We start from the raw sequence: 24255 nt of genomic DNA, 5'->3' as shown, positions 1-24255 counted from the left end.
CCCGCCTATATTGCCGGCCATGCCCTTCGACGCCCGCACCCTCTCGCCCGAGGCCGCCTCCGCCGGCGACGAGCCGCGCCATCGCCGCGCCGTCGCGCGCTGGCTGCTGGCCGTGGCCGCGATGGTCTGGGCGATGGTCGCACTCGGAGGTGCGACGCGGCTGACCGGCTCGGGCCTGTCGATCATGGAGTGGGCGCCGCTATCGGGCAGCCTGCCGCCGCTGAGCGAGGCCGAGTGGCAGCGCTTGTACGACCTGTATCGGTCGATCCCGCAATACGCGCTGGTCAATGCCGGCTTCGGAATCGAGGGGTTCAAAGAGATATTCTGGCTGGAATGGGCGCACCGGCTGTGGGGGCGGGTGATCGGGCTGGCCTATGCCGGCGGGCTGGCCTGGTTCTGGCTGCGCGGGCGGATCCCCGCGGGGTACAAGGGGCGGCTGCTGGTGTTGCTGGCGCTCGGCGGGCTGCAGGGGGCGGTCGGCTGGTTCATGGTGGCCTCGGGCTTCCAGGCGGATCGCGTGGCGGTCTCGCCCTACCGCCTGGTGGTGCATCTGGGCCTGGCGCTGCTGCTGTTCTCGGTGCTGCTGTGGACCGCGCTGACCCTGCTTCGGCCGGGGCCGACGCCGGTGGATGCCGCGCGGCTGCGGCGATCCCTGCAGGTGGCGGCGGGGCTTGCGCTGCTGGCAATGCTGGCGGGCGGCTTCGTCGCGGGCATGCGGGCGGGGTTCACCTACAACACCTTCCCGCTGATGGATGGCCGGCTGGTCCCGGATGGCTACGGCCAGCTCGACCCCTTCGTGCTGAATTTCTTTGAAAATATCGCCGCGGTGCAGTTCAACCATCGCTTGCTCGCGAGCCTCGCCCTGCTGGCCGGGCTCTACGCCGCGATCCGCGCGCTGCGGCTGCCGGCCGGCCGTGCCCGTCACGCCGCCCTCGCCCTCGGCGGCGCATTGGTCTTGCAATACGGGTTGGGGGTCGCGACCTTGCTGATGGTCGTGCCCGTCTGGCTCGGCACACTGCATCAGGGGGTGGCCGTGCTGGTTCTCGCCGCCGCCATCCTCGCCCTTCACGCGACGCGGCGACCCGCGCGCATCGGAGTTTCGCCATGAGCGCGCTCGCCACCACCGACGCCCTGTTCTTCGACACGCTCGACCGCGCCGCGGCCGAGGCGATCCTCGCCCGCGCGACCCAGGGCTGCGAGGACGGCGAACTGTTCCTCGAATACCGCGAAAGCGAGGCGATCTTCCTCGATGACGGGCGCATCCGCTCGGCGAGCTACGACACCACGCGCGGCTTTGGCTTGCGCGCGGTCTCCGGCGACGCGGCCGGCTATGCCCATGCGGCGGAACTCTCCGAGGCGGCACTGGGCCGGGCGGCGGATGCGGTGGGCGCGGTGCGCTCGGGCCATTCGGGCCAGCTCGATGTCGGCCCGCGTGCGACCAATGCGCGGCTGTATTCGGACGCGAACCCGCTCAACGCCATGCCCTTCGGCGACAAGACGGCGCTGCTGGAGCGGATCGATGCCTTCGCCAGGGCGCGCGACCCGCGCGTGGTGCAGGTCTCGGCCTCGCTGATCGGGGAATGGCAGGCGGTGCAGATCCTGCGCCCGGACGGCCAGCGCGTGGCGGACCTGCGTCCGCTGGTGCGCTTCAACGTCGGGGTGGTGGTGGAGCAGGATGGCCGCCGCGAATCCGGCAGCCATGGCACCGGCGGCCGCTTCGACCTCTCCCGGGTGATCAGCGAGGAACAGTGGCAAGCCGGCGTCGAGGAGGCGCTGCGCCAGGCGCTGGTCAACCTCGAGAGCGTCCCGGCCCCGGCCGGCGAGATGGAGGTCGTGCTCGGCAGCGGCTGGCCGGGCATCCTGCTGCACGAGGCGATCGGGCATGGATTGGAAGGCGACTTCAACCGCAAGGGCACCTCGGCCTTCGCCGGGCTGCTGGGCCAGCGCATCGCCGCACCCGGCGTGACAGTGGTCGATGACGGGACCATGCCCGACCGGCGAGGCAGCCTGACGGTGGATGACGAGGGCACGCCCTCCGCGCGCAACGTCCTGATCGAAGACGGTATCCTCAAGGGATTTTTACAGGACCGGCAGAATGCGCGGCTGATGGGGGTGGCGCCGACCGGCAATGGCCGCCGCCAGAGCCACGCCCACATCCCGATGCCGCGGATGACCAACACCGTCATGCTCGCCGGCGACCGCACGCCTGAGGAGATCATCGCCTCCGTCAAGCGCGGCCTATACGCGGTGAATTTCGGCGGTGGCCAGGTGGACATCACCTCCGGAAAATTCGTCTTCACCGCGTCTGAGGCCTACATGATCGAGGATGGCAAGATCGGCGCGCCGGTGAAGGGCGCGACGCTGATCGGAAACGGCCCCGACGCGCTGACCAAGGTGGCGATGGTGGGCAATGACATGGCGCTCGACCCCGGGATCGGCACCTGCGGCAAACAGGGGCAGGGCGTGCCGGTCGGCGTCGGGCAGCCGACCCTGAAGATGACCGGCTTGACCGTGGGCGGCACCGCCGTCTGATCCCCCAAGGAGACCAGCGCATGACCGTCACCCTGCACGGCCCGGCCTACAGCACCTATGCGCGCACGGCGCGCCTGGCGCTGGAGGAGAAGGGCGTGGCCTACACGCTCGACGAGGTCGACATGCTCGGCGGCGCAACGCAGAAGCCGGACTACCTAGCCAAGCAGCCCTTCGGCAAGGTGCCGGCGCTCGACCATGACGGCTTCGCGCTCTACGAGACCTTCGCCATTGCGCGATACGTCGACGAGGCGTTTGACGGCCCGGCGCTGCAGCCGGCCGATGCCAAGGCGCGGGCGCGGATGACGCAGATCTGCTCCGTCATGGACAGCTACACCTACGGCAATGCAATCGGGAAGGCCTTCTGGCAGGCGGCGATCGTGCCAATGCAGGGCGGTACGCCCGACCAGGCGGTGATGGATGAGGGCTTCGCGAAGGCCGACTTGGCCTTCGATGCGATCGAGGCGCTCTGCGTCGGCGGACCGTTCCTGTGCGGGGAAAGCCTCAGCCTCGCCGACCTGCACCTGCTGCCGGTGGTGGAGTATTTTGCCTCCCTGCCTGCCGGGCGCACGGTGCTGGACAAGCACCCGAAGGTGACCGCCTGGGCGGCCGGCATGGCGTCGCGGGACAGCGTGGTGAAGACCAGGCCGAACCTCGGCTGATCACCCGGCCGCATTATCGCTTGGCCGCAACGACGGCCCGCCGATAAGCTCGCCCTGTTCATCCAGCAGGGAAGGGCGGTGGCCATGGATCTGGACAAGGCGATCAATCCCGAGGCGGTTCAGGCCGCCGAGGAGCAGGCGCGGAAACAGGCCGGCACCGACGCCGCGCCCATCACGGACGTCGCCGAAGCGGCCGCGGACGGCACGCTGGGCGCGGTGATCGACGGCATCGGCTCGGTTCTGGGTGGCGCCGCCGACATCGTGGTTGGCCTGCTCGGGGGCCTCGCGGACCTCTAGATGCCCGAGGGTGATTTTGCCGCTTCGCTCCACGCCCGCGCCGAGGCGCTCACCGAAGCCTGCATCCGCTGTGGCGCCTGTTTTTCCGCCTGCCCGATGACCGGCCCCGCCGCTATTGCGGACGCCGATCCCGCGGCCACCGTGGGCGGCATCCTCGACCTGCTCGCCGGCGGCGACGGCACGCCCGATGCCCTGCGCTGGGCCAATGTCTGCAATGGCTCCGGCTACTGCATCCCGGCCTGCCCGGAAGGGATCAACACGCGCTTCATGGTGCAGCTCGCGCGCGGCTACGCCCGGCGCCAGGCGGGCGAACAGGCCGTGCGCCGCACCGCGCGCGACAACTACGCCAATATGGCGCGCTCCGCCCGCATCCTCTCGCGCCTGCAACTCTCGCCCGAGGACGCGGCCCGCTTGACGCGCACCAGGCCAGAGCCCGGCGCCACGCCGCCGGAGGTGGTGTTCTACACCGGCTGCAACATCGCCAAGACGCCGCACATGGCGTTGCTGATGACCGACATCCTCGACGCGATCGGCGTCTCCTATTCGGTCGCGGGCGGGACCGGCAATTGCTGCGGCGTGCAGCAGCACCGCGCCGGCGACTTCGCGGCCCAGGGCCGCATGGCCTTCGGCACCACCGAAAACCTGGCCCAGCACGGTGCGCCGCTGGTGCTGTCCTGGTGCCCCTCCTGCCAGATCCAGTTCGGCGAGAACACGCTGCCTTCCTACGCGGCCATCCATGGCGCCACACCCTTCGAAATGGCGCCCGTCCTCCCATTTCTTGCCGCTCGCGCAGAGCAGCTGCGTCCGCTCATGCGCCACCCGGTCCGCCGCCGCGTCGCCATCCACGAACGCCCCGCCCTGCCGGCCATCATGGATGCGGTCGGAACCCTGCTCGCCCTCGTCCCCGGCCTCGAAGTCGTGGACGTCCCCGTCCCGCGCATCGGTGTCATGGCCATCCATGTCGTCGGCCTGCCCGAGCACAAGCGCGCCCTCCTCACCCAGGAATTCGCCGAGGCCAAGGCCGCCGGCGCGGACACGCTGGCCACCGTCTTCCACGCCTGCCACCGCGAGATCTGCCACCTCGGCGACGCGAGCTTTGAAGTCCTGAACTTCCTCGAACTCATCGGCGAATCCATGGGCATCGCCCACACCGACCTCTACCGCCGGCTGCGCCTGCTTGACGACGTGGACGCCGTCATCGCCGACACCGCGCCCATGGCCGCGGCGCACGGGCTGGACCTCGAGACCGTTCGCACCGTCCTGCTCGCCGAATTCGGGGGCTGAGGCCCGGACCAGCGGGCCTCCGTGCCAGCGTCAGAACGCCGCGCCGCGCCGCAGCACGCGCTTCGCGATCGCCATGCGGTGTACCTCCGTCGGCCCTTCATAGATGCGCATCAGCCGCGCCTGCTGGGCGAAGAGGTGCAGCGGCAGCTCCTTCGTCATGCCCATCGCGCCAAAGGTCTGCATCGCCTGGTCGATCACCTCGCCCGCCATTTCGGTCGCGAAGACCTTCAGCATGGACGCCTCGTCCTTCACGTCATGCCCGGCCTCCATCTTCTCGGCGGCCGAGAGCACCATCAGCCGCGTCGCGTGGATCTTGATGGCGGCGTCGGCGATCCACCACTGGATGGCCTGGCGATCGGCGAGCGGCACGCCGAAGGTCACGCGCTGCTTGGCCTGCTCGGTCATCATCTCCACGGCGCGGCGGCACATGCCCACGCAGCGCGCGCCCATCTGCAAGCGGCGCACGTTCAGGCGCAGCTGCATCGGCACGTATCCCTGGCCCAGCTCGCCCAGCACCTGGCGCTCCGGCACGCGGCAATCGTCGAACACCAGCTCATAGGTCAGCCGGCCGCCGATCATCCGGATCTCGCGCTCGATGATGAAGCCGGGGGTGTCCTTCTCGACGATGAAGGCGGTCATGCCCTCGGCGCGCTTGCCCTCGCCGGTCCGCGCCATGACGATGATGAAGTCGGCCGCCGGCACGCGGCTCACCCAGATCTTGCGGCCGTTGATCACCCAGTCGTCGCCATCCTTGCGGGCGCGGGTGATCATGCCGGCCGGGTCGCCGCCGGCGCCGGGTTCGGAGATGGCGATGCCCGATTTCGCCTTGCCGTCGGCATAGGGCTGCAGGTAGCGCGTGCGCTGGTCCTCGTTCGCCACCGCCATCATCATGTGCAGGTTCGGGCTGTCGGGCGGGAACTCGAACGGCGTGATGGTGCGGGCGATCTCCTCCTCGAGCAGCATGCGCGTGACGGTGTCGAGCGCGGCGCCGCCCATCGCCTCGGGCACGTCCAGGCCCCAGAGCCCGAGCTCGGTGCATTTGCCGAGGATCACCTCCTCCTCCGCATCGGTCAGCGCCCATTTGCCGCCCGCCGCCTCGCGCGCGAGCACCGCGGGCTCGAGCGGCATCAGGTCGCGCTCGACGAATTTGGCGACGAGGTCCTGCAGCATGCGGGCCTCTTCCGAGATCATGGTCATGGTCGTGTCCTGCGGGTCAGCCGAGCGCGATGAGGCCGTCGACGGCGACGACCCCCTTGCCCTCGGCGCGGATGATGAGCGGGTTGATCTCGGCTTCCTGCACCGCCGCGCCATCGAGGCAGGCGAGCAGCGAGATCGCGCGGATCGCGCGGGCGAGTGCGGCGACGTCGCCGCGGGGCAGGTTGCGGAACCCCTGGATCAGCTGCAGTTCGGGCAGTGCGGCGATCATCTCCAGCGCGGTCGCCTCGGAGACCGGCGCGAGCCGCACGCAGTAGCTGCGCTTCAGCTCCGCCAGCACCCCGCCCATGCCGAGCATCACCACCGGGCCCACCTCGGGATCGCGGCGATAGCCGAGGATGACCTCGGCGAGGCCGCTGTGCATCGGGGCCACCAGCACGCCCTTGACGCGGGCTTCGGGGAATTGGTCGTGCGCGATCGAGAGCAGTTCCGCCACCGTTGCGGCGATGGCGGCGTCGCTCTCGACATCCAGCCGCACCAGCCCGGCATCGGTCTTGTGCAGGATGTCGGGTGACAGCAGCTTGATCGCGACCGGGCCGATGTAGTCGCCCTTGGCGTCCTCCGGCGTCGTCACGATGCGGCTGCCGGACCCCTCGATTCCCAGCGCCTCGAACACCGCGCAGGCCTGCGCCTCGTCGAGCCGCGGCGCGCCGACGGCGTAGAGCCGTTCGGCCGCGTCCTGCCATGCTGCCCGCGGGACCGTTTCCTCAGGCTTGGGCGCGCGCCAGTTGAGGAAGGCGTGCAGCGCATCGGCGCAGGTTTCGGGCGTGCGGAAACCGGCGACGCCGGCGGCATCCAGCAGCCGCAGCGCCTCGTCGGCCTGCGGTGCTGCGAAGACCGCGATGGGCTTGCTGCCGTCATAGACGTCGAGCACGTTCTCGTTCACCTGGCCCGGCCGCAGCCGCGCGGTGGAGCCCAGCACCGCGACCACGGCGTCGCAGTGATCAGACGCGACGAGTTCCTTCAGCACGGTGGTGTATTGCCCCTGGCCGCCGCCCATCGGCAGGTCGATCAGCGGCGAGTCGCTGATATGGATCCCCTGGGCGGCGAGCCGCTCGCGCATCGCCGGTGTCGGGCCGACGACGACGTCGCCGCGCAGGCCCACGCCATCGACGACCATGGCCGCGCCGCCGCCGGTGCCGGTCAGCACCGCGACGCGGTTGCCCCTGGGCGGGATGCGGCCCAGCACCAGCCGGGGCAGCTCCACCAGCCCCTCCAGCGTCTCGACGCGCAGGATGCCGTTCTCGCGGAAGAAGGTGGCGGCGAGCTCGTCGGCCCCTACCATCGCCCCGGTATGCGACACCGCGATCGCGCGCCCGACATCCGAGCGACCGAGCTTGTAGACGATCACCGGCTTGCCCAGCGCATGCGCGCGCCGCGCGGCGTCGGCGAGGCGCGGCGCGTCGCGCAGCGTCTCGAGGAACATCAGCACGCAGCGCGTCGCCTCGTCCTCGACCATGATCTCGGCCATCTCGCCTGCGCCGATGTCGCACTCATTGCCCAGCGAGGCGAGCTTCGCGAAGGTGAAGCCGCGCGACATCGCGCGCGACAGCAGCGCGCCCATCATGCTGCCGCTCTGCGACACCACGCTAAGCCAGCCGGGGCGCAGATCCTCGGCCTCGACCGCGGCGTTGTTGGTGATCGGCACGCCGTCGGTCACGTTGACGAGGCCCAGGCAGTTCGGCCCGATCAGCCGCATCCCGCCTTCCCGCGCGATGGCGACGATGCGGTCCTGCGCCGCGCGGCCCTCGGGCCCGAGCTCGGCGAAGCCGGCGCTGTACAGCGTGGCGACCTTCACCCCGGCTTCGACGCAGCCGGCGATGGCGTCCGGCACCGCGGCGGCGGGCACCATGATGAAGGCGTGGTCGATCGGGCCGGGTGCGGCGCGGATATCGGGGTAGGCGGCATCGCCCATGATCTCGGCGGCCTTGGGATTGATCGGCAGGATGCGCCCGCCATAGCCGGATTTCTTGAGCACGCGCTGGGCGCGGGCATTGTTCTTCGCCTGGTCGGCGGTGGCGCCGATCAGCGCAACGGCGCGCGGGCGGAAGATGGCATCGGCGAGGGTCGTCATGCTCAGCGTCCCTGGAAGCGGGGTTCACGGCGTTCGGCCATGGCGGCGCGGCCCTCGGCGAAATCCTCCATCTGGCGCTGCCAGCTTTGCTGAAGGAATTCACGCTCGGTCGCCGCCTCGAAGGCCTCGGCCATTCCGCGCCGCATCGAGGCGCGCACGCCCTGCACGGCGGCGGGCGAGGAGACCGCGATCTCGCGCGCCAGGGACTGCGCGGTGGTCAGCACTTCGGCCTGCGACACCAGCATGTCGGCGAGGCCGATGCGATGGGCCTCCACCCCGTCGATGCGCCGGCCGGTGTAGAACAGCAGCGCCGCCTGCTGCGCGCCGATCAGCCGCGGCAGCGTGTAGGACAGCCCGAAGCCCGGGTGGAAACCGAGCCTGGTGAAGTTGGCGGCATAGCGCGCCTCGGCGCAGGTCACGCGGAAATCCGCCACGACCGACAGGCCAAGCCCGGCGCCGATCGCGGCACCCTGGACCGCCGCGATGATGGGCTTGCGCGTGCGGAACAGGCGCGCGGCCTCGACGTAGAGGTAGCGGCCGGGCTGGCCTTCGGGCGAGGCGAGGCCGCCGGAATCGCCCTTAGAGAAATCCGCCCCGGCGCAGAAATGCTTCCCCTCGCCGGCAAGCACCACGGCACGGCAATTGGCGTCGGCGTCCAACGCCTCGAGCCGCTCGGCGATGTGCACGATCAGGTCGCGGTTGATGTGGTTGTTCGGCTGCCGGTTGATGGACAGCGTCACCACGTGCCCGTGGGTGGTCTCAAGCAGGCTGTCGGGTTCGTCCATCGATGGCTGCCTTGTTGTGCCCGGCTTGCGTTTGCGACTGGACGGGTCTTAGACTTGTTCGCACAAGATGACAACGCGGCCAAATTCGCGTTGGTGGAAGGAGACGCGCCATGGATATGAACATGCCCGACAGCACGCTGGCCCCCGGCCCGACCCGGGCACTGGCCAATTTCGTGGCCGGGGTGGAGCTTGCCAAGGTGGACGACTTCGCCCGCCACGCGGCGCGCCGGCACACCATCGACACGCTCGGCGCCATGATCGCCGGCGCGACCCAGGATGCCACGCTGTCGGTGGAGCGGGCCTTCGCCGCCGCCGGCATCGGCGTCGGCCAGGTCGCGATGGCCGGCGTGGCGCAGCGCTACGACGTGCTGTCGGCCGCCTATATCGGCGGCACCAGCGGCCACGGGCTGGAACTCGACGACGGCTACCGCGCCGGGTCCGTGCATCCGGGCGGCGTCGTGGTGCCGGCGGCGCTGGCGCTGGGCGCTCAGCGGCATTCCGTCGGCAGGACCTTCCTTGCCGCGATCGTCGCCGGCTACGAGGTGGCCTGTCGCATCGCCGCGGCGTGCCATCCGCGCGCGCGCTGGCGCGGCTTCCACAACACCGGCACCGTCGGCGTCTTCGCCTCGGGCTGCGCCGCCGCGGTGCTGCTCGGCTTTGACGCCGACAGGGTCGAGAACGTGATCGGCACGGCGGCCTCCTCGGCCGCGGGGCTGTTCACCTTCCTCGCGGGCGGGGACGTGAAGCGCACCCATCCCGGCCACGCGGCGCGCGAGGGCCTGCTCGCCGCGCTGCTCACCGAAGCCGGGCTGCCGGCGCCGCGCGGCGCGCTGGAGTTCAAGGACGGCTTCTTCAACGCCTATGCCGGCGGCGACATGGACTACACCCGGCTCGACATCATGGCGGCCGGCGACAGCCACCCGAGCTCCGCCTATGCGGTCGCCAATTGCTACATGAAGCCCTATGCCGCGTGCCGGCACATCCACGCCATGGTCGATGCGGTGCTCGACATGGCCGCGAGCGAGGGGCTGACCGCCGACCAGGTCGCGGCGGTGGATATCGGCAGCTACGCCGTCGCCGCCACGCATGGCACCGTCGGCTGGACCGAGATGACCACGGCGCAGATGAGCATCCCCTTCGTGGTCGCCACCGCGCTGGTGCGCGGACGCGTGACGCTCGCCGATTTCGGCGAGGCCGAGCGCGCCGATCCCGCCATCCTGGGCCTCACCGGGCGCATCGTCACCGAAGTCGACGCCGAGTGCGACGAGATCTACCCGCGCAAGCGCGGTGCGAAGGTCGCCGTGACCACCGCGGACGGCCGCGTGCTGCGGCGCACGGTCATGGAGCCGTACGGTTCGGCCAGCAAGCCGTTGAGCGACGACGCCGTGGCGGAAAAATTCCTCGGTCTCGCGGGGCCGCGGCTGGGCGATGCGCGTGCGCAGCAGGCCCTGGAGATGCTGTGGCGCGTCGACGAACTCACCGACGTCGCGCCGCTCGCCGAGATCCTGGCGGCCTGAGAGCGGCGCCGGGCGCATCAGCCTTCGCCAGGCGCGCCCAGCCGCAGCGTGTAGACGAACTGGTCCGCGGCCGCGTGGATGTTGGTCGTCGCCTCGATCAGCATCCCCGCCGCGGTGAAGAACTGCCGGCGGATATGCAGGCCGGGTGAACCCGGCGCCACCCCCAGCACCTCGGCCTGCGCGGCGTCCAGCGTGATCGCCCCGATCACCTGCTCCACCGCCTCGACGGCGATGCCCCGCCGGCCTGCGATCAGCCGGTAGGCCGGCGTCGCCGCGAGGTCATCGGACTCCGCGACATCGCGGAACTGCTCGGCGACGTAGAGATCGCAGATCGCGATCACCGTGTCTCGCCCGCCCGCGGGACGCCGCAACCCGGCAACATGGATCCAGCGTGACCCTGGCTCGCAGCCGAGCCGCGCGGCGAGCGCCGCATCGGCCGTGACCGACGAACGCGTGCGGATATCCAGCCGGGCGCGCTCGGCATAGCCCATCACATCCGTGACCGAGCGGATGGCGAGTACGTATTGCCCGCGCGGCTGGTCCGCGATCACCCGCGTGCCGACCCCCTGGGCGCCCGCGACCAGGCCGAGCTCGGCCAGCCGGCGCAGTGCCTGGCGCACGGTGGAGCGGCTGACGCCGAAACTCTGGCAGAGCTCCTGCTCGGTCGGCAGCAGGGTGCCGACGGGCCGCCGCCCGTCCAGGATCGCCGCCGCGAGCTCGGTCGCGACCGTAACGTAGAGCGGCGTGCTGCCGGCCAGCAGTTGCGCGGCATCCGCGACGGGCGCGCGCGGCAGGGCCACACGCCGCGCCTGGCGGCCTCGGGGCCCGGTCATTGATTCGCGCGCCTGGAAGTCATAAGGATGTCCGTACAAGAAGATGAGTCCGCACCATCCCGATAGCATCCTTTCGGGCTTGGGCCGAAGGAGGAAACGCCTTGCCCGACCATCCAACCCGTCGAGGCTTGCTGATCGCGACCGTCGGTCTCGGCCTCGCCGCCCCCGCCCTCGCCGACCAGACACCCGGCTGGCCGAGCCAGAACCTGCGCCTCGTCGTGCCCTTCACCCCGGGCGGCAGCAACGACGCCTTCGCCCGGCCCGTTGCCGAGGCCCTTCAGACCGCGCTCGGTCGACCGGTGGTGGTGGACAACCGGCCAGGTGCGGCCGGTTCGATCGGGGCAGGTTTCGTCGCCGCCGCGCCGCCCGATGGCCACACGCTGCTGCTGGCCTCGAGTTCCTTCGCCACCAGCTCGACGATCCGGCGCACCCCGTTCGACGCGCTGGAGAGCTTCGACGCCATCCAGCGGCTCTGCACCGCGCCGATGGTGGTCGTCACCAAGCCGAACAGCCCGTTCCGCACGATGGACCAGCTGGTGGCGCAGGCACGTGCCGAGCCGCGGACGCTGCTCTACGGCATGGCGGGTCTGGGCGGCATCGGCCACTTCGCGATGGAATCCTTCAACCTCGCGAGCCGGCTGCAGATGGAGGCGATCCCGTATTCCGGCATCGCCCCGGCGCAGGCCGACCTGGTGTCCGGCCGCATCGACTTCCTGATGACGACGCTCGCCTCGGTCCGCGGCCTGGTCGAGGCGAACACCGTGCCGGTCATCGCCGTCAGCACCGCCGCGCGGGTTCCCGACATGCCGCAGGTGCCGACGATCCGCGAATCCACCGGCATCGACTACGAGGTCGAGGTCTGGTGGGGCATCCTCGCCCCGCGCGGCGTGCCGGCCGCGGTGCAGCAGCGCCTGAACGCCGAGATCGCGCGGGCGGTGCAGGCACCCTCCTACCTGCGCTTCCTCGAGGCCGAGGGCGCCCGGCCTGCCCCGCTGGACCTGCCGGGATTTCGCGACGCGCTGCGCACCGACGTGCTGCGCTGGCGCCGGGTGGCGGCGGATGCGCGCATCACCGTCAACTGAAGGCGGATCAGTCCGGGCGGATATTGTGCTCCCGGATGATCGCACCCCAGCGCACCCGATCGGCCTCGATCTGGCGTTGGAATTCCTGCCGTGACCCCCCCAGGCGCTGCAGCCCGTTCTCGGCGAAGCGGCGCTGCACGTCCGGTGCGGCGAGCGCGCGGTTCAGCTCGGTGTTCCAGCGGTCTGTGATGGCGTCCGGCGTGCGGCCGGGCAGCACCACGGCGAACCAGCTGGGGATCACGAAGGCAGGCAGGCCGTCGCGCGAGATCACCGGCAGCTCGGGGATCAGCGGCGAGGCGGCATCGGCGCCATAGGCGACCGCGCGCAGGCCGCCGTCGCGGATCTGGCCGAGGAATTCCGGCATGTTGCCGAACATCACGTCGACCCGACCCGAGGTGATGTCGAGGATGGCGGGCGCACCGCCGCGATAGGGCACCTGGGTGATCTGCGCCCCGGTCAGCGCGGCGAACAGCACGCAGGAGAGCTGCTGGCTGGAACCGGCGCCGACCGTCGCGCAGGTGGTGCTGCGCGAGCGGTCCTGGCCCAGCCGCGCGAGGTCCTGCCAGGTGCGGATCGGCGATTGCGGCCCGGCGACGAGGATGTTGTAGACCGATGCGATGGTCGCGACCGGCGTGATGTCCGTCGTGACGTCATAGGGCACCGTCTGCATCTGCGGCGTGATGGTCATGATGCCCATCGAAGCCAGCAGGATCGTGTAGCCATCGGGCGGGCTGCGCACGAGTTCCTGCGTCGCGATGACGCCGCCACCGCCAGTCTTGGTGTCGACCACGACGCGTTGGCCCATCTGCTGGCTGAGCTGGTCGGCGAGGATTCGGCCGATCAGGTCCGACGTGCCGCCCGGCGCGAAGGCGTTGAGGAAGCGGATGGGCCGGTTGGGGAAGGCCGGCTCCTGGGCGTGCGCCGGGCCGGCGAGCCACGTGCCGGCCAGCAGGGCCAGGGCCGCGATGCGGCGGGTGATGGTGGTCATGGACGCCTCCTGTGTTGGTGCCGCCCTCGTGCCGGGGCGGTCGTGGTCAGACGTATCCGGGGCCCTCGATCGCGGGGTGGGCGCGCAGCCAGGCCTCATCCACCTCAACGCCGATGCCCGGCGATTCGTTCGGGCGGACGCAGCCATCGGCGCCAATGCGCCAGGGCTCGCTGACCAGCGCATCGCGGAACAGATTGCCGCGCGAGATGTCGGCCTCGAAGTAGCCGGGGTTGTCGATGGCGCAGAGGAAGTGGATCGACGCTGCCTGGTTCAACCCGGTCATGGATGAGTGCGGATGCACCGGGATCTTGTGCGCCGAGGCAATGGCGGCGATACGCAGCGCCTCGGTGATGCCGCCGCACTTCGACAGGTCGGGCTGCCAGATGCCGATCGCGCCGTCATCCAGCAGCGGAGCGAATTCATAGCGGGTGAAGTGGTTCTCGCCGGCGGCGAGTGGCGTGCTGCCGTAGGTACGGGCCTCGGCATAGGCGCGGCGGTCATGCGGCGGGAAGGGTTCCTCCAGCCAGCCCATGTCGAGCGCGTCCATCGCGGGCATCACGCGGCGGACATCATCGAGGAGATAGGCGGTGTTGGCGTCGGCGAGGATGGCGATGTCCTCGCCGAAGGCCTGGCGCACCGCCTCCATGCGGGCGATGTCGTCCTTCACCGTATCGCCGATGCGCAGCTTCACCGCGCGATAACCGGCCTCGATATGCGGCCGGGCTTCTTCGACGAGTTCATCGGGCGGCTGGTAGCCGAGGGCGACGCCGCCGGCATAGGCGGGCACGGCGCGCGCGGCACCGCCGAGCAGGCGATACAGCGGCCAGCCTACGGCCTTGCCGCGAATATCCCATAAGGCCATGTCGAGCCCCGACATCGCCAAGGCGCAGCCGGCGCCCATGCCGTGGCTCGCAAGCTGCCCGCGGTAGATCTTGTTCCACACGCCGACGGTATCGGTCGCGTCCATGCCGAGCACCAGGCGCTTGAGCGTGGTCTGCAGCAGCGCTGCGACGGCGGTGTGCGCGCGGCCGTGATGGCTCTCGCCCCAGCCCACCAGCCCGCTTTCGGTCGTGACCTTCACCACCACCGCGTCGCGCTTCACCGCGCGCCCGACGCCCAGCGCCACGCCCCCACCCGGCGGCACCGGGAAGGAAGTCGGGAAGGCCTCAATATTGGCGATCTTCGTCATGCGCGGGGCCTCTGGCCGTATTGTTCGAGGAAGGCGGGGCGCACCGTGATGCCGAGGCCCGGCCGGTCGGGGATGGCCACATGGCCGTCGACGACCGGGAAATCCTCCTCGATCAGGTCATGCAGCATCGGGTTGTGCCCGAGCGAGTATTCCAGGATGAAGCCCGCGCTCTGCGTCGCGGCGAGGTGCATCCCCGCCGCGAAGGCGGGCGCGCCCGACCACAGATGCGGGGCAAGGCGCAGGTTGAAGGCGGAGCACAGCGCGGAAATCCGCAGGCCTTCGGTGAGTCCCCCGGCGATGGCCAGGTCCGGCTGCAGCACATCGGCGGCGCGAAGCTCCGCGATCTCGCGGAAATCATGGCGGGTGAATTCGCTCTCCCCGGTGCTGATCGGCACGGTCGAGCAGCGGCGTACCTCGGCAAGGCCCTGCTTGTCGTCGCTGCTGACCGGTTCCTCGAACCAGAACAGGTCCTGATCCTCGACCATGCGGCAGAAGGCGCGCGCTTCGGCGACCGTCCAGGTGCCGTGGGCATCGGCCATCAGCTTGATGTCGGGACCCAGCGTCTTGCGCGCGGCACGCACGCGAGCGGCGGAGCGGGCCGGCGAGCCATCCATCACACCGACACGCATCTTCACCGCGCGGAAGCCGGCCTTGTCGCAATAGCCCTGGAGCTGCGCGCCGATACTCTCCGCATCGGCCCAGCCGCCCGAGGCATACGCCGGCATCCGCTCCACGCGCCGCCCGCCCAGCAGGCGCCACACCGGCGCGCCGAGCGACTTGCCCAGGATGTCCCACAGCGCGACGTCAACGCCGGCGATGGCGGCGATCGACAACCCACGCCGGCCGAGCTGCGGCAGGGCGTGGCCGTTCGCGATGGCGAAGCCCTCGCGCGGCGTATTGTACATCGTGTCCCACAGCCGCGAGATGTCGCGCGGGTCCTGGCCGAGCAGTAGCGGCGCGTAGTCCTCGTTGATGATGGCGGCGAGCCCCGCACAGGCGGCCGCGCTGCCGACGCCGGCCTTGGCCTCGCCCCAGCCGGTGAGGCCGTTGTCGGTATCGATCCGCACGATAACGGAATCGAAGGTGGTGACGCGGCCGAAATCGCTGGTGTGCTGGCGCTCGTAGGGGATCGGCACGCGGCACCAGGTGGCGTGGACTTGCGTGATGTTCATGGCGCTGCGGCCTCCATCGCCTGGCGCCGGGCGCGCGAGACGTCCCAGGCTTCGGGGTTGGCGAAATTGCGCGGGCGCTCGCCGGCGAGGATGCGGATGGTCTCCTCGGCCGCGCCGGTGCTCATGCGCACCACGGCTTCCTGGCTGAGCCCCGCGCTGTGCGGCGTGAGCAGCACGTTGGGCAGCGCACGCAGCGGGTGGTCGGGCGCGAGGGGCTGGACGTCGAACACGTCCAGCGCCGCACCGCCGATGCGGCCCTCGCGCAGCGCCGCCAGCAGCGCGTCGCCATCGATGACCGGGCCGCGCGCGACGTTGAGGATCCAGGCACCGGGCCTCATCCGCGCGATACGGTCGGCCGAGGCGAGGCCGCGGGTCTGTTCGGTCAATGGGCAGGCGAGGACGATGAAATCGCTGGCGGCGAACAGATCGTCGAGCGCGGCGTACTCGACCTCCGGCGGCAGCGCGGAGCGGTCGCGCCGGTGGCCGACTACGCGCATGTGGAAACCGTGCTTCGCGATTTCGCCCAGGCGCGTGCCGATGGCGCCGACACCCACGATGCCGAGCGTTCGGCCGCGCAATTCGGAGGCGGTCGCGGTCTGCGCGCGGGCGATGTCCCAGCCTCGCGCGAGCAGCGCAGCATGCATCGCCTCCACATGGCGCAGGATCGCAAGCATCTGCGCAATGGCGAATTCAGCGACTGAATCGGCGTTGGCGCCGGGCACATTGGCGACGAGGATCCCGTGCGCGGTGCAGTTCTCCACCGGGATCATGTCCAACCCGACGCCCTGGCGGATGGCGCCGAGCAGGCGCGGCGCGCGGGCGGCGAGGTCGTCGGGCAGCTTGCGCCGGACGACCACGGCATCGGCGCGGGCGAGCAGCGCGTCCAGCCCATCCGGGCCAGGCAGCTGCACGTCATGGCCGGCGGCGCGCAGCAGCGCCTCGCCGGCGGGATCGATCGGATCGGTCAGCGCAACCAGCATCTCAGGCGACCTTGTATTGCGCGAGCACGGCGCGATCGACCTCGATGCCGAGCCCCGGGCCATCAGGCACGCGCACGATGCCGCGGTGCTGCACGATGGGGTCGCGCGCCAGATGGTCGCGCAGCGGGTTCGGAGTCTGTTCGAATTCCAGCATCGGCGGCATCGGCCGGAAGGCGGGCGGCGTGTCGGGCAGGGCGGCGATGAATTGCACCGTCGCGGCCAGGCCGATCGCCGAACCCCAGGCGTGGGGCACACACTCCACCCCATGCGCCGAGGCCATGGCCGCGATCTTGCGGCATTCGCTGATGCCGCCGGCGGCGCAGACATCGGGCTGGACGATGTCCATCGCCTTGCGCGCGATCACGTCACGAAAACCCCAGCGGGTGAAATCGTTCTCGCCGCCGGCGACAGCCATGTCGAGCGCGCGGGTGACTTCGACATAGCCGTCGTGATCCTCGGGGCTGATCGGTTCCTCGAACCAGAGCAGGTCGAGCGGTTCCATCGCGCGACCCAGGCGGATCGCCTGCGGCACCGTGAAGCAGTGATTCGCATCGACGGCGAGCTTCACGTCCGGTCCGATCGCCTCACGCACCGCGGCGACGCGACGCAGGTCGAGCTTCGGATCGCCAAGGCCGATCTTCATCTTGATGGCGGAAAAACCCTGCTCAACGTACTTCTGCGCTTCCTCGACGGCCTCCTCGACCAGGCGGTCCATGTCGATGAAATACAACCCCGTCGCATAGGCGGTGACTTCGGTGCGGTGGGCGCCGCCGATCAGCTTGTGGATGGGCTTGTTCACGGCGCGGCCGATGATGTCCCACAGCGCGATGTCGATGCCCGACAGCGCGGCGATGGTCATCCCCGTCAGCCCGTAATCCTTGATGCGGTTGTACAGGTCCTCCCACACCACCTCGACGTCGAAGGGATCGCGGCCGATCACGCGGTTGCGGTACTGCGTCTCGATGATCGTTTTGTTCACCGCCGCCGGGCCGTAGCATTCGCCCCAGCCGGTGATGCCCTCATCGGTCAGGATCTCGACGATGCAGGATGCGCGCGTGCTGTAGAGCCAACCGCGCGCGGAGATGAAGGGCTGCTCCACCTTGGACTGCAGGACGTGGCAGATGACGTCGGTGACTTTCATTTTTCTTGTCGTTCCCTCGAGTGCAGCAATCAGATTTCGCCTGGCCCTCGCCTCAGCAGCTCCAGCCAGTAGCCCTCCACCCCACGCAGATGCCCGCCCATCGCGGCTTCGGCGCGGTCGGGGTCGCCGGCGGTCACCGCGTCGCGCATCGCGACGTGCTGGGCGTGCGAGAGGGGCGCGCGCGTGCCGTCGCGGAAATAGGCGCGGCGGCGGTTGCGCGACATCAGGTAGAAGGCGTTGACCACGCGCAGGAACACATGGTTGCCCGTCGCCTCTACCATCGTGAGGTGAAAGGCCGCGTCGTTGTCGGCCAGGTTCTCGCCCGCGGCGATGGCCTGCGCGCCTTCGGCGAGGACCGCATCGATGCGGGCGATGTCCTCCTCGTGGCGGCGCTCGGCGGCCAGGCGCACTGCCTGCATCTCCATGATGCGGCGCAGCTCGACCACTTCTAGCACCTCCTCCTCGGCCAGCGGCACGCCGAGCTCGGCCTGCAGCACCATGGCCTCGATCGAGCCCTGGCGCGCGACGGCGCAGAGGTAGATGCCCGAATAAGGCCTGCGCTCGACGATGCGCAACGCCTCCAGCACCGCCAGCGCCTCGCGCACGGCACCACGACCGACGCCGAAGCGCTCGGCCAGTTCGCGTTCGGAGGGAATGCGGTCGCCGGCTTGCAGACGACGCTCGGCGATGAAGGGGAGCAGGCGGCCGATCAGGCTGCTGCGATCACCGCTCACGGGGTCCGATGTACCGGGCAGATTGGTCATACCAGATTGGTAGGACCAAATGCGCGGTGCCGCAAGGCGCAGCGTTGCTCAAGCCGGAGGGGCTTGCCGCCTCACACAGCCGCCTCGGCAAAGATGCGCGAGATGTCGCGCGCCCAATCGCCTTCGTAGCGGGCCAGCCAGCGGTCGGCCTGGGTCATGCCGCTCGCGACTACCTCGTCCAGCACGTCGAGGTAGACCTCCTCGCCCAGGCCGCGGGCCTGCAGCCCGGCGCGGCTGATCGCGAGGACATCGCGGCCGACGTCGCGCAGCGAACGCCCGCCGATGGTGGCGGTGAGCGCCTGCTCCGGCACCGCCAGGCGCAACGCCTTGAGTTCAGGCATGGACCAGGGGCGGATCAGGGCGGCGGCGGCCTTCTGCGCGGCGTCATCGTAGATCAGCCCGACCCAGAGGGCGGATTGCGCGACCATCATGGCGGGGCTGCCGGCATCCGCACCGCGCATCTCGAGGAACCGCTTGAGGCGGACGTCGGTGAAGACGGTGGTCACGTGGTCGGCCCAGTCGCCCATGGTGGGCGTGTGGCCGGCCAGGCGGTCCGCACGGCCTTCGAGGAAGGCGCGGAACGGCACGCCGGCCGCATCGACATAGGCGCCATCGCGGACGATGAAGTACATCGGCACGTCGAGCACCCAGTCGGCGAACATCTCGAAGCCGAAGCCGGGTTCGAAGGCGATGGCGGGGATGCCGGTACGGTCCGGGTCCGTCGCGGTCCAGACGCGGCCGCGCAAGGTGCGCAACCCGTTGGGCTTGCCTTCGAGGAAGGGCGAATTCGCGAACAGCGCGGTCGCGAGCGATTGCAGCGCGAGGCAGATCCGGAACTTCTCCGCCATGTCGGCCTCGTCGCCGAAATCGAGGTTCACCTGCACGGTGCAGGTGCGCAGCATCATGTCGAGGCCCATGGCACCGACGCGCGGCATGTAGTCGCGCATGATGGCGTAGCGCGACTTCGGCATCCACGGGATGGCCTCGCGCGTCGCGATCGGGTGGAAGCCGAGTGGCGCGAAGCCGATGCCGAGGGGCGTCGCGGCTTTGCGCACCTCGTCGAGATGGGCGTGGAGTTCGGCGTGGGTCCCGTGCAGGTCGGGCAGGGGGGCGCCGGAGAGCTCGAACTGGCCGCCGGGCTCGAGCGAGATCGACGCGCCGGCGCGCTTGAGGCCGATGACGTTGCCCTTGTCGAGGATGGGTTCGAAGCCGCGCGGCTGCAGGGCCTGGAGCAGCGCCTCGATGCCGGCCGGCGCATAGGGCGGCGTGGCCAGGCCGTCGGTGTAGAAGCCGAATTTCTCGTGCTCGGTGCCGATGGTCCAGGCGGAGCGAGGCTTGGAGCCGGCGGCGAACCAGCCGGCCAGCTGCGCCTTGTGCTCGATCGGCGTCAGGTCGGCGTCACCGGGGTTCGACATCGGTCCATTCCATTGCGCGGGTGGTCCAGTCTCCCGCCACTGCCTGGAGCAGCGCGAGTCCCGCGACCGCCGCCGTCTCCGCCCGCAGGATGCGCGGGCCAAGGGCTGCCGCGGCAACAAAGGGATGAAGCAGGAGGACGTCAAGCTCGCCCGCCGTGAAGCCGCCTTCGGGGCCGATGAGCAGGGCCAGCGGGAGGCGGTGGTTCGTGGCCAGGGTGAGCAGGGGGGGCACGTCGCGGCGCTCGGCGGCGAGGAGGATCGGGGACCCGTCCCAGGTGGCGAGCAAGGTGTCGAGGGAGGCGGCGGGGGTGATGGTGGGGATGTCGAGGCGCTCGCATTGTTCGGCGGCTTCGCGGGCGATGAGCGAGAGGCGGTCGGTGTTGACGCGCTCGGTGACGGAGCGGCGGGTGAAGACGGGGTGGATGGAGGCGACGCCGAGCTCGGTGGCTTTCTCGACGGTCCATTCCAGCGCGTCGCGCTTGATGGCGGCGATGATGAGGCGGAGGTCGGGCGTGGGGTGGGGCGCGCGGCGGCGGGGGCCGATGGCGAATCGGGCGCGGTCTTTTCTGATGGCGGCGAGCGTCGCCGCGAACTCGCCGTGTTCGGCGTTGAACAGGTGGATGGCGTCGCCGGCCGCGCGGCGCATCACGGCGCCGAGGTAGTGGGCCTGGGCGGGCGTAGCCTCGATCTCGGTCCCCTCGGCAAGCGGGCCAGGGCAGTGCAGGCGGGGGATGGACATGGGGCCTCCGCGCGTGAGTATAGCCGCCATGTCCGGGCATACCGATATCCGCGCCGAGGGATGGGTGGCGCGCCTGCCGGGCGCGTGGCGGCCCTATGTGCTGCTGATGCGGCTGGATCGCCCGATCGGGGTTTGGCTGCTGGTGTTGCCGGCCTTCTGGGCCTTTGCGCTGGCGGCGCCGCGTGTGAGCGAAGGCGTGCGCCTGGCGCTGCTGTTCGGAGTGGGCGCGGTGCTGATGCGCGGCGCGGGCTGCGTGGTGAATGATTTGTTCGACCGGGACATCGACAAGCTGGTGGAGCGCACGCGGGAGCGGCCTTTGGCTTCGGGCGCGGTGAGCGTTCGGCAGGCGTTGGTGTTCCTGGTTATTCTGCTGGTGGTGTCGTTTGGCATTCTGGTGCAGTTGAACTGGGCCGCGATCTGGCTGGGTGTGTGTTCGCTGGTGCCGGTGGCGCTGTATCCCTTGGCGAAGCGGGTGACGAGCTGGCCGCAGGCGATGCTCGGGCTCACCTTCGGGTGGGGGGCGCCGATGGGCTATGCGGCGGCGGTGGGTGGCGTGGATGGGGTGGCAGCGCTGCTCTATGCGGCCGTGATTTTGTGGATCCTCGGATACGACACGATCTACGCGCATCAGGACCGGGAGGATGATGCGATGGTGGGGATCGGGTCGACGGCTCTGCGCTTCGGGGAGCGGACACGGCCGTTTCTGGCGGTCTGCTATGGGCTTGTGATCGTGCTTTTGGCTGCGGTGGGTTGGTTCGCGGGTCTGTCGGTGTGGTATTTTTTTGCGCTGTGCGTGCCGGGGCTGATGTTGGCGTCGCAGGTGGTACGGCTGAACATCCATGATCCCGCACGGTGCCTGGCGCTGTTCAAATCCAACCGGGATGTGGGTCTGGCGGTCGCGCTGGCGCTGATCGTCGGCCGCTTGTGAGTGCGCGTTCGCCGCGGGCGGCAATAGCCAAAAATAAAAGAATCGGGTCCGGAGAAATTCTTTTCCCCGGCGCTTTCTTGTGACGGAAGCATTTGTTGCCGCGCACACGGTGGTGTCTTCCGCCGCCATCGTCCCGGAAATCCCGTTGTATCTGGCAACCGAGGTCACGCCGCTCTGGCAGGCGACGGAGGATTTCCTCTCCCGCCACAACATGCCGCCCCCTTATTGGGCGTTCGCCTGGCCGGGCAGCCAGGCCTTGGCGCGCTTGGTGTTGGACACGCCGGGCATGGTCGAGGGCAAGCGCGTGCTGGATTTCGCGGCGGGTGGGGGTTTGGCGGGGATTGCGTGTGCCCTGCGCGGTGCTGCGCATGTCGAGACCGCCGAGATCGACCCGATGGCGGCGGTGGTGACGCGGATGAACGCGGCGCTGAGCGGGGTGTCCGTTGAGGCGGGCGCTCGGGACGTGGTGGGGGAAGCGGGTCGCTGGGAGGTGGTGATGGCGGGCGACGTGTTTTACGAGGCGCCGATGACGAACCACATCCTGCCGTGGCTGACGGCTTTGGCGGAGGAGGGGGTCGAGGTGCTGGTCGCTGATCCCGGCCGCGCGTATTTGCCGCGAGATCGGCTGGTGCCTTTGGGGATGCACCTGGTGCCGACATTGCTGGACCTTGAGAACCAGCGCGAACGGATCGTGACGCTCTACCGGCTGGCGGCTTCGAGGTAGTCCAGCAGTGCGGCGAGGTCTTCGGGGTCGGAGACGACCTGTTCGGGCATGCGGGTGCCGGGCAGGACGGTTTCGGGGCCGCGGGTGAAGAGGTCGGCGATGGTCTCGCGCGTCCAGGTGGTGTCGCCGCGCGCGAGGCGTTCGGAGTAGCGGTAGCCGGGCAGCGTGCCCATGCGGCGGCCGAGGATGCCGGCGAGCGTGGGGCCGGCCATGGCGGGGCCTCCCGGGGTCAGCGTGTGGCAGGCAGAGCAGGCACGGAACGCGGCGGGGTGGGGGGCGTCGGGGGTCTCGGTGAAAGGGCCAAAGCCGCGGCCGGTCGCGACGTCCCAGCGGCGCAGTTGGCGGTCAGCGCCGCCGGTCCAGAGGGTGGCACCGTCGGGGGCGAAACCAAGGCTCCAGACCGGCAGGCCGGGGCCGTCGAGGGTGTGGATCAGGCGGCCCTCGGCCAGCGACCAGAGCGTGACGGCGCCGCCGAGGGAAGCGGCGGCGAGCGTGGCGCCGTCGCGCGTCGCGGCAAGTGCGGCGATGGGGCGCGCGCTGGCGGGCAAGGTGCGGGGATCGCGGCCGAGCAGGCGGATCGCGCCGTCCGCGCCGCCGGCGGCGAGCGTGCCGTCGGGCAGCGCGATGAGCGCGTTCAGCGGCAGGCCGGTGTCGGCCAGGATTTGCCCGGTTGGCCAGAGGCGGATGGTGCCGTCATAGCCCGCGCTCGCCAGTGTGCCGTCGGGCAGGAAGGCGAGCGCGGTGACGGGCCCGGTGTGGCCGGTGAAGACGCGCGTTTCGCCGGATGGCGGCCAGAGCCGCACCGTCGCGTCCCAGCCGGCCGAGGCGAGGATGTCTCCGTGCGCGGCGAGTGCCGCGATGGGGGCGGTGTGGCCTTCCAGGACGTGGATGGGCACGGGGCCGGTCTGCCACAGTGCGATGCGGGCATCCTCTCCGGCGGAGGCGAAACCCCCGGCGGGCAGCGCGATGACGGCGGCGACCGCGCCCTCATGCCAGCGCAGGATGGTCCGCGCCGGCCAAAGGATCACGGACTGGTCGAAGCCGCCGGTCGCGATGGTGCCGTCCGCGGCGACGGCAAGCGCACGGATCGGCCCGCCATGCAGCGGCGCCTGGGCCTGGGCGGGGAGGGCGAGGAGCAGGAGAACCAGGAGCGCGCGCATCGCGCTCATATGCATATGCCGCCATCGACGTGAAGGATCTGGCCGGTGATGTAGCCCGCACCCTCGGAGGCAAGGAAGGCGATGGCGGCTGCGACGTCGGCAGGCTCACCGAGGCGGCGCAAGGGAATGCGGGCCAGCGTCTCCACCCATTGCGCGTCGGACAGCGCGCGGTGGGTGCCGGCGTCCTTGCGCGTGTAGCCCGGCGCCACCGCGTTGACGGTGATGCCCGGCGACCATTCGATCGCGAGCGCCTTGACCAGCGCCTCGACTGCGGCCTTGGCGGCGGCGGAGGCTGGGAAGGTCGGCGTGTCGGTGCGGAAGACATGCGCGACGAAGGAGGAGACCGCGATGAGGCGCGGCGCGGTGCCCCCCGCAAGATGCGGCTGCGCGGCCTGAGCAAGCGCAAGGAACCCCTGCGCGATCACTGCCTGGCTGCGCGTGAAGCCCGCGGCGGTGAGGCCCGCGACGGGCGTGCGGTCGGCGAAACCGGCATTGGCGACGAGCACGTCGAGCCCGCCGAGCGCTTCCGCTGCCTCCGCGACGATGGTCGCGGGCGCGTCCGCATCCTCGAGGTCACCGAAGACGAGGGACGCCGCGCCGCCCGCCGCGCGCACGGCGTCCGCCACGCGCTCCAGCCCCTCGCGGTTTGACCGCGTGTGCAGCGCGATTGCCACGCTCGGTGCCGCCAGCGCGCGCGCCGTCGCGGCGCCGATGCCGCTCGCGCTGCCGGTGATGAGAATCCGCCGCATCATGCCTCCTCTTGCCGCGCCGCAAGCG

23 protein-coding genes are annotated in these 24255 nt (G+C 70.4%); 9 read left to right on the top strand and 14 right to left on the bottom strand.

Annotated elements, in window-relative coordinates; translation table 11 throughout:
• The first annotated feature begins 19 nt into the window (after positions 1–19).
• The 5 genes from GXW79_RS14745 (at position 20) to GXW79_RS14725 (ending at position 4772) form a co-directional block, all read left to right on the top strand.
• Entirely contained in the window at positions 20–1108 is a 1089-nt protein-coding gene (locus tag GXW79_RS14745; protein WP_211875172.1) for a COX15/CtaA family protein, read from the top strand.
• Positions 1105–2532 carry a metalloprotease TldD gene (gene tldD / locus GXW79_RS14740; protein WP_211875171.1) on the top strand — a complete coding sequence of 476 codons (1428 nt, stop codon included), beginning with the start codon at positions 1105–1107 and terminating at the stop codon, positions 2530–2532. The genes GXW79_RS14745 and tldD overlap by 4 nt, the downstream gene beginning before the upstream one ends.
• Before the next feature lie 20 nt (positions 2533–2552).
• Positions 2553–3191, top strand: coding sequence for a glutathione S-transferase family protein (locus GXW79_RS14735; RefSeq protein ID WP_211875170.1), 639 nt, complete (start codon positions 2553–2555; stop codon positions 3189–3191).
• Positions 3192–3275: 84 nt separating this feature from the next.
• A complete protein-coding gene (locus GXW79_RS14730) occupies positions 3276–3488 on the top strand; it encodes a hypothetical protein (protein WP_211875169.1) in 213 nt (70 codons plus the stop codon).
• A complete protein-coding gene (locus tag GXW79_RS14725) occupies positions 3489–4772 on the top strand; it encodes a (Fe-S)-binding protein (RefSeq protein ID WP_211875168.1) in 1284 nt (427 codons plus the stop codon). It begins immediately after the preceding gene.
• A 30-nt stretch (positions 4773–4802) separates the two neighbouring features.
• Here GXW79_RS14725 and GXW79_RS14720 read toward each other — a convergent pair whose 3' ends face one another.
• From GXW79_RS14720 to GXW79_RS14710, 3 genes are read right to left on the bottom strand one after another with little or no spacing between them, the layout of a single operon-like run.
• Positions 4803–5969: an acyl-CoA dehydrogenase family protein gene (locus GXW79_RS14720; protein WP_211875167.1), complete on the bottom strand. Its 1167-nt coding sequence runs from the start codon at positions 5967–5969 to the stop codon at positions 4803–4805.
• Positions 5970–5985: 16 nt separating this feature from the next.
• A complete protein-coding gene (locus tag GXW79_RS14715) occupies positions 5986–8061 on the bottom strand; it encodes an acetate--CoA ligase family protein (RefSeq protein ID WP_211875166.1) in 2076 nt (691 codons plus the stop codon).
• Positions 8062–8063: 2 nt separating this feature from the next.
• Positions 8064–8846 (bottom strand): enoyl-CoA hydratase/isomerase family protein, encoded by a 783-nt coding sequence (locus GXW79_RS14710; RefSeq protein ID WP_211875165.1) that lies wholly within the window; start codon positions 8844–8846, stop codon positions 8064–8066.
• 110 nt (positions 8847–8956) lie between these two features.
• Between GXW79_RS14710 and GXW79_RS14705 the strand changes: the two genes are divergently transcribed.
• The gene (locus GXW79_RS14705; protein WP_211875164.1) at positions 8957–10363 is read left to right on the top strand and encodes an MmgE/PrpD family protein; all 1407 of its coding nucleotides are present in this window, start codon (positions 8957–8959) and stop codon (positions 10361–10363) included.
• 17 nt (positions 10364–10380) lie between these two features.
• On the opposite strand, the gene GXW79_RS14700 is transcribed toward GXW79_RS14705, so the two are convergent.
• On the bottom strand, positions 10381–11196 hold the full coding sequence (locus tag GXW79_RS14700) for a GntR family transcriptional regulator (RefSeq protein ID WP_211875163.1): 816 nt from the start codon (positions 11194–11196) through the stop codon (positions 10381–10383).
• A gap of 101 nt (positions 11197–11297) precedes the next feature.
• On the opposite strand from GXW79_RS14700, the gene GXW79_RS14695 reads away from it, so the two are divergent.
• Positions 11298–12278 (top strand): Bug family tripartite tricarboxylate transporter substrate binding protein, encoded by a 981-nt coding sequence (locus GXW79_RS14695; RefSeq protein WP_211875162.1) that lies wholly within the window; start codon positions 11298–11300, stop codon positions 12276–12278.
• A 7-nt stretch (positions 12279–12285) separates the two neighbouring features.
• Here GXW79_RS14695 and GXW79_RS14690 read toward each other — a convergent pair whose 3' ends face one another.
• The 8 genes from GXW79_RS14690 to GXW79_RS14655 form a co-directional block, all read right to left on the bottom strand.
• On the bottom strand, positions 12286–13266 hold the full coding sequence (locus tag GXW79_RS14690) for a Bug family tripartite tricarboxylate transporter substrate binding protein (RefSeq protein ID WP_211875161.1): 981 nt from the start codon (positions 13264–13266) through the stop codon (positions 12286–12288).
• A 46-nt stretch (positions 13267–13312) separates the two neighbouring features.
• Positions 13313–14455 carry a mandelate racemase/muconate lactonizing enzyme family protein gene (locus GXW79_RS14685; RefSeq protein ID WP_211875160.1) on the bottom strand — a complete coding sequence of 381 codons (1143 nt, stop codon included), beginning with the start codon at positions 14453–14455 and terminating at the stop codon, positions 13313–13315.
• Complete coding sequence (locus GXW79_RS14680) at positions 14452–15627, bottom strand: mandelate racemase/muconate lactonizing enzyme family protein (RefSeq protein ID WP_211875159.1); 1176 nt, start codon at positions 15625–15627, stop codon at positions 14452–14454. Before GXW79_RS14680 ends, GXW79_RS14685 begins: the two co-directional genes overlap by 4 nt.
• The gene (locus GXW79_RS14675) at positions 15624–16607 is read right to left on the bottom strand and encodes a hydroxyacid dehydrogenase (protein ID WP_211875158.1); all 984 of its coding nucleotides are present in this window, start codon (positions 16605–16607) and stop codon (positions 15624–15626) included. Before GXW79_RS14675 ends, GXW79_RS14680 begins: the two co-directional genes overlap by 4 nt.
• Before the next feature lies 1 nt (position 16608).
• Positions 16609–17748 carry a mandelate racemase/muconate lactonizing enzyme family protein gene (locus tag GXW79_RS14670; protein WP_211875157.1) on the bottom strand — a complete coding sequence of 380 codons (1140 nt, stop codon included), beginning with the start codon at positions 17746–17748 and terminating at the stop codon, positions 16609–16611.
• Positions 17749–17777: 29 nt separating this feature from the next.
• On the bottom strand, positions 17778–18482 hold the full coding sequence (locus GXW79_RS14665) for a FadR/GntR family transcriptional regulator (RefSeq protein WP_211875156.1): 705 nt from the start codon (positions 18480–18482) through the stop codon (positions 17778–17780).
• Between the two features lie 101 nt (positions 18483–18583).
• Positions 18584–19927, bottom strand: a complete 1344-nt coding sequence (locus GXW79_RS14660; RefSeq protein WP_211875155.1) for a glutamate--cysteine ligase — start codon at positions 19925–19927, stop codon at positions 18584–18586.
• Positions 19911–20666: a 16S rRNA (uracil(1498)-N(3))-methyltransferase gene (locus GXW79_RS14655; protein ID WP_211875154.1), complete on the bottom strand. Its 756-nt coding sequence runs from the start codon at positions 20664–20666 to the stop codon at positions 19911–19913. Before GXW79_RS14655 ends, GXW79_RS14660 begins: the two co-directional genes overlap by 17 nt.
• A 28-nt stretch (positions 20667–20694) precedes the next feature.
• Between GXW79_RS14655 and ubiA the strand changes: the two genes are divergently transcribed.
• Both ubiA and GXW79_RS14645 read left to right on the top strand, forming a co-directional pair.
• Positions 20695–21594: a 4-hydroxybenzoate octaprenyltransferase gene (gene ubiA / locus GXW79_RS14650; RefSeq protein ID WP_211875153.1), complete on the top strand. Its 900-nt coding sequence runs from the start codon at positions 20695–20697 to the stop codon at positions 21592–21594.
• A gap of 79 nt (positions 21595–21673) precedes the next feature.
• Positions 21674–22318 carry a class I SAM-dependent methyltransferase gene (locus tag GXW79_RS14645; protein ID WP_211875152.1) on the top strand — a complete coding sequence of 215 codons (645 nt, stop codon included), beginning with the start codon at positions 21674–21676 and terminating at the stop codon, positions 22316–22318.
• Here GXW79_RS14645 and GXW79_RS14640 read toward each other — a convergent pair.
• Both GXW79_RS14640 and GXW79_RS14635 read right to left on the bottom strand, forming a co-directional pair.
• Complete coding sequence (locus tag GXW79_RS14640) at positions 22294–23487, bottom strand: c-type cytochrome (protein ID WP_246504018.1); 1194 nt, start codon at positions 23485–23487, stop codon at positions 22294–22296. The two genes, GXW79_RS14645 and GXW79_RS14640, sit on opposite strands and share 25 nt — an antisense overlap.
• Positions 23484–24230, bottom strand: a complete 747-nt coding sequence (locus GXW79_RS14635; RefSeq protein ID WP_211875151.1) for an SDR family NAD(P)-dependent oxidoreductase — start codon at positions 24228–24230, stop codon at positions 23484–23486. The genes GXW79_RS14640 and GXW79_RS14635 overlap by 4 nt, the downstream gene beginning before the upstream one ends.
• Positions 24231–24255 lie beyond the last annotated feature (25 nt).

The organism is Plastoroseomonas arctica, assembly GCF_018128965.1.
GTDB lineage: Bacteria > Pseudomonadota > Alphaproteobacteria > Acetobacterales > Acetobacteraceae > Plastoroseomonas > Plastoroseomonas arctica.
This window is presented reverse-complemented; position numbering and strand designations above follow the sequence as displayed.

What these genes read in the sequence shown, in the direction of transcription:
- GXW79_RS14705 (WP_211875164.1), top strand. Translation starts at nt 8,957, where the DNA reads ATGGATATGAACATGCCCGACAGCACGCTGGCCCCCGGCCCGACCCGG.
- ubiA (WP_211875153.1), top strand. Translation starts at nt 20,695, where the DNA reads ATGTCCGGGCATACCGATATCCGCGCCGAGGGATGGGTGGCGCGCCTG.
- GXW79_RS14730 (WP_211875169.1), top strand. Translation starts at nt 3,276, where the DNA reads ATGGATCTGGACAAGGCGATCAATCCCGAGGCGGTTCAGGCCGCCGAG.
- GXW79_RS14690 (WP_211875161.1), bottom strand. Translation starts at nt 13,266, where the DNA reads ATGACCACCATCACCCGCCGCATCGCGGCCCTGGCCCTGCTGGCCGGC.
- GXW79_RS14685 (WP_211875160.1), bottom strand. Translation starts at nt 14,455, where the DNA reads ATGACGAAGATCGCCAATATTGAGGCCTTCCCGACTTCCTTCCCGGTG.
- GXW79_RS14675 (WP_211875158.1), bottom strand. Translation starts at nt 16,607, where the DNA reads ATGCTGGTTGCGCTGACCGATCCGATCGATCCCGCCGGCGAGGCGCTG.
- GXW79_RS14720 (WP_211875167.1), bottom strand. Translation starts at nt 5,969, where the DNA reads ATGACCATGATCTCGGAAGAGGCCCGCATGCTGCAGGACCTCGTCGCC.
- GXW79_RS14670 (WP_211875157.1), bottom strand. Translation starts at nt 17,748, where the DNA reads ATGAAAGTCACCGACGTCATCTGCCACGTCCTGCAGTCCAAGGTGGAG.
- GXW79_RS14715 (WP_211875166.1), bottom strand. Translation starts at nt 8,061, where the DNA reads ATGACGACCCTCGCCGATGCCATCTTCCGCCCGCGCGCCGTTGCGCTG.
- GXW79_RS14660 (WP_211875155.1), bottom strand. Translation starts at nt 19,927, where the DNA reads ATGTCGAACCCCGGTGACGCCGACCTGACGCCGATCGAGCACAAGGCG.
- GXW79_RS14710 (WP_211875165.1), bottom strand. Translation starts at nt 8,846, where the DNA reads ATGGACGAACCCGACAGCCTGCTTGAGACCACCCACGGGCACGTGGTG.
- GXW79_RS14745 (WP_211875172.1), top strand. Translation starts at nt 20, where the DNA reads ATGCCCTTCGACGCCCGCACCCTCTCGCCCGAGGCCGCCTCCGCCGGC.
- GXW79_RS14700 (WP_211875163.1), bottom strand. Translation starts at nt 11,196, where the DNA reads ATGACCGGGCCCCGAGGCCGCCAGGCGCGGCGTGTGGCCCTGCCGCGC.
- GXW79_RS14640 (WP_246504018.1), bottom strand. Translation starts at nt 23,487, where the DNA reads ATGAGCGCGATGCGCGCGCTCCTGGTTCTCCTGCTCCTCGCCCTCCCC.
- GXW79_RS14680 (WP_211875159.1), bottom strand. Translation starts at nt 15,627, where the DNA reads ATGAACATCACGCAAGTCCACGCCACCTGGTGCCGCGTGCCGATCCCC.
- GXW79_RS14635 (WP_211875151.1), bottom strand. Translation starts at nt 24,230, where the DNA reads ATGATGCGGCGGATTCTCATCACCGGCAGCGCGAGCGGCATCGGCGCC.
- GXW79_RS14725 (WP_211875168.1), top strand. Translation starts at nt 3,489, where the DNA reads ATGCCCGAGGGTGATTTTGCCGCTTCGCTCCACGCCCGCGCCGAGGCG.
- GXW79_RS14735 (WP_211875170.1), top strand. Translation starts at nt 2,553, where the DNA reads ATGACCGTCACCCTGCACGGCCCGGCCTACAGCACCTATGCGCGCACG.
- GXW79_RS14655 (WP_211875154.1), bottom strand. Translation starts at nt 20,666, where the DNA reads ATGTCCATCCCCCGCCTGCACTGCCCTGGCCCGCTTGCCGAGGGGACC.
- tldD (WP_211875171.1), top strand. Translation starts at nt 1,105, where the DNA reads ATGAGCGCGCTCGCCACCACCGACGCCCTGTTCTTCGACACGCTCGAC.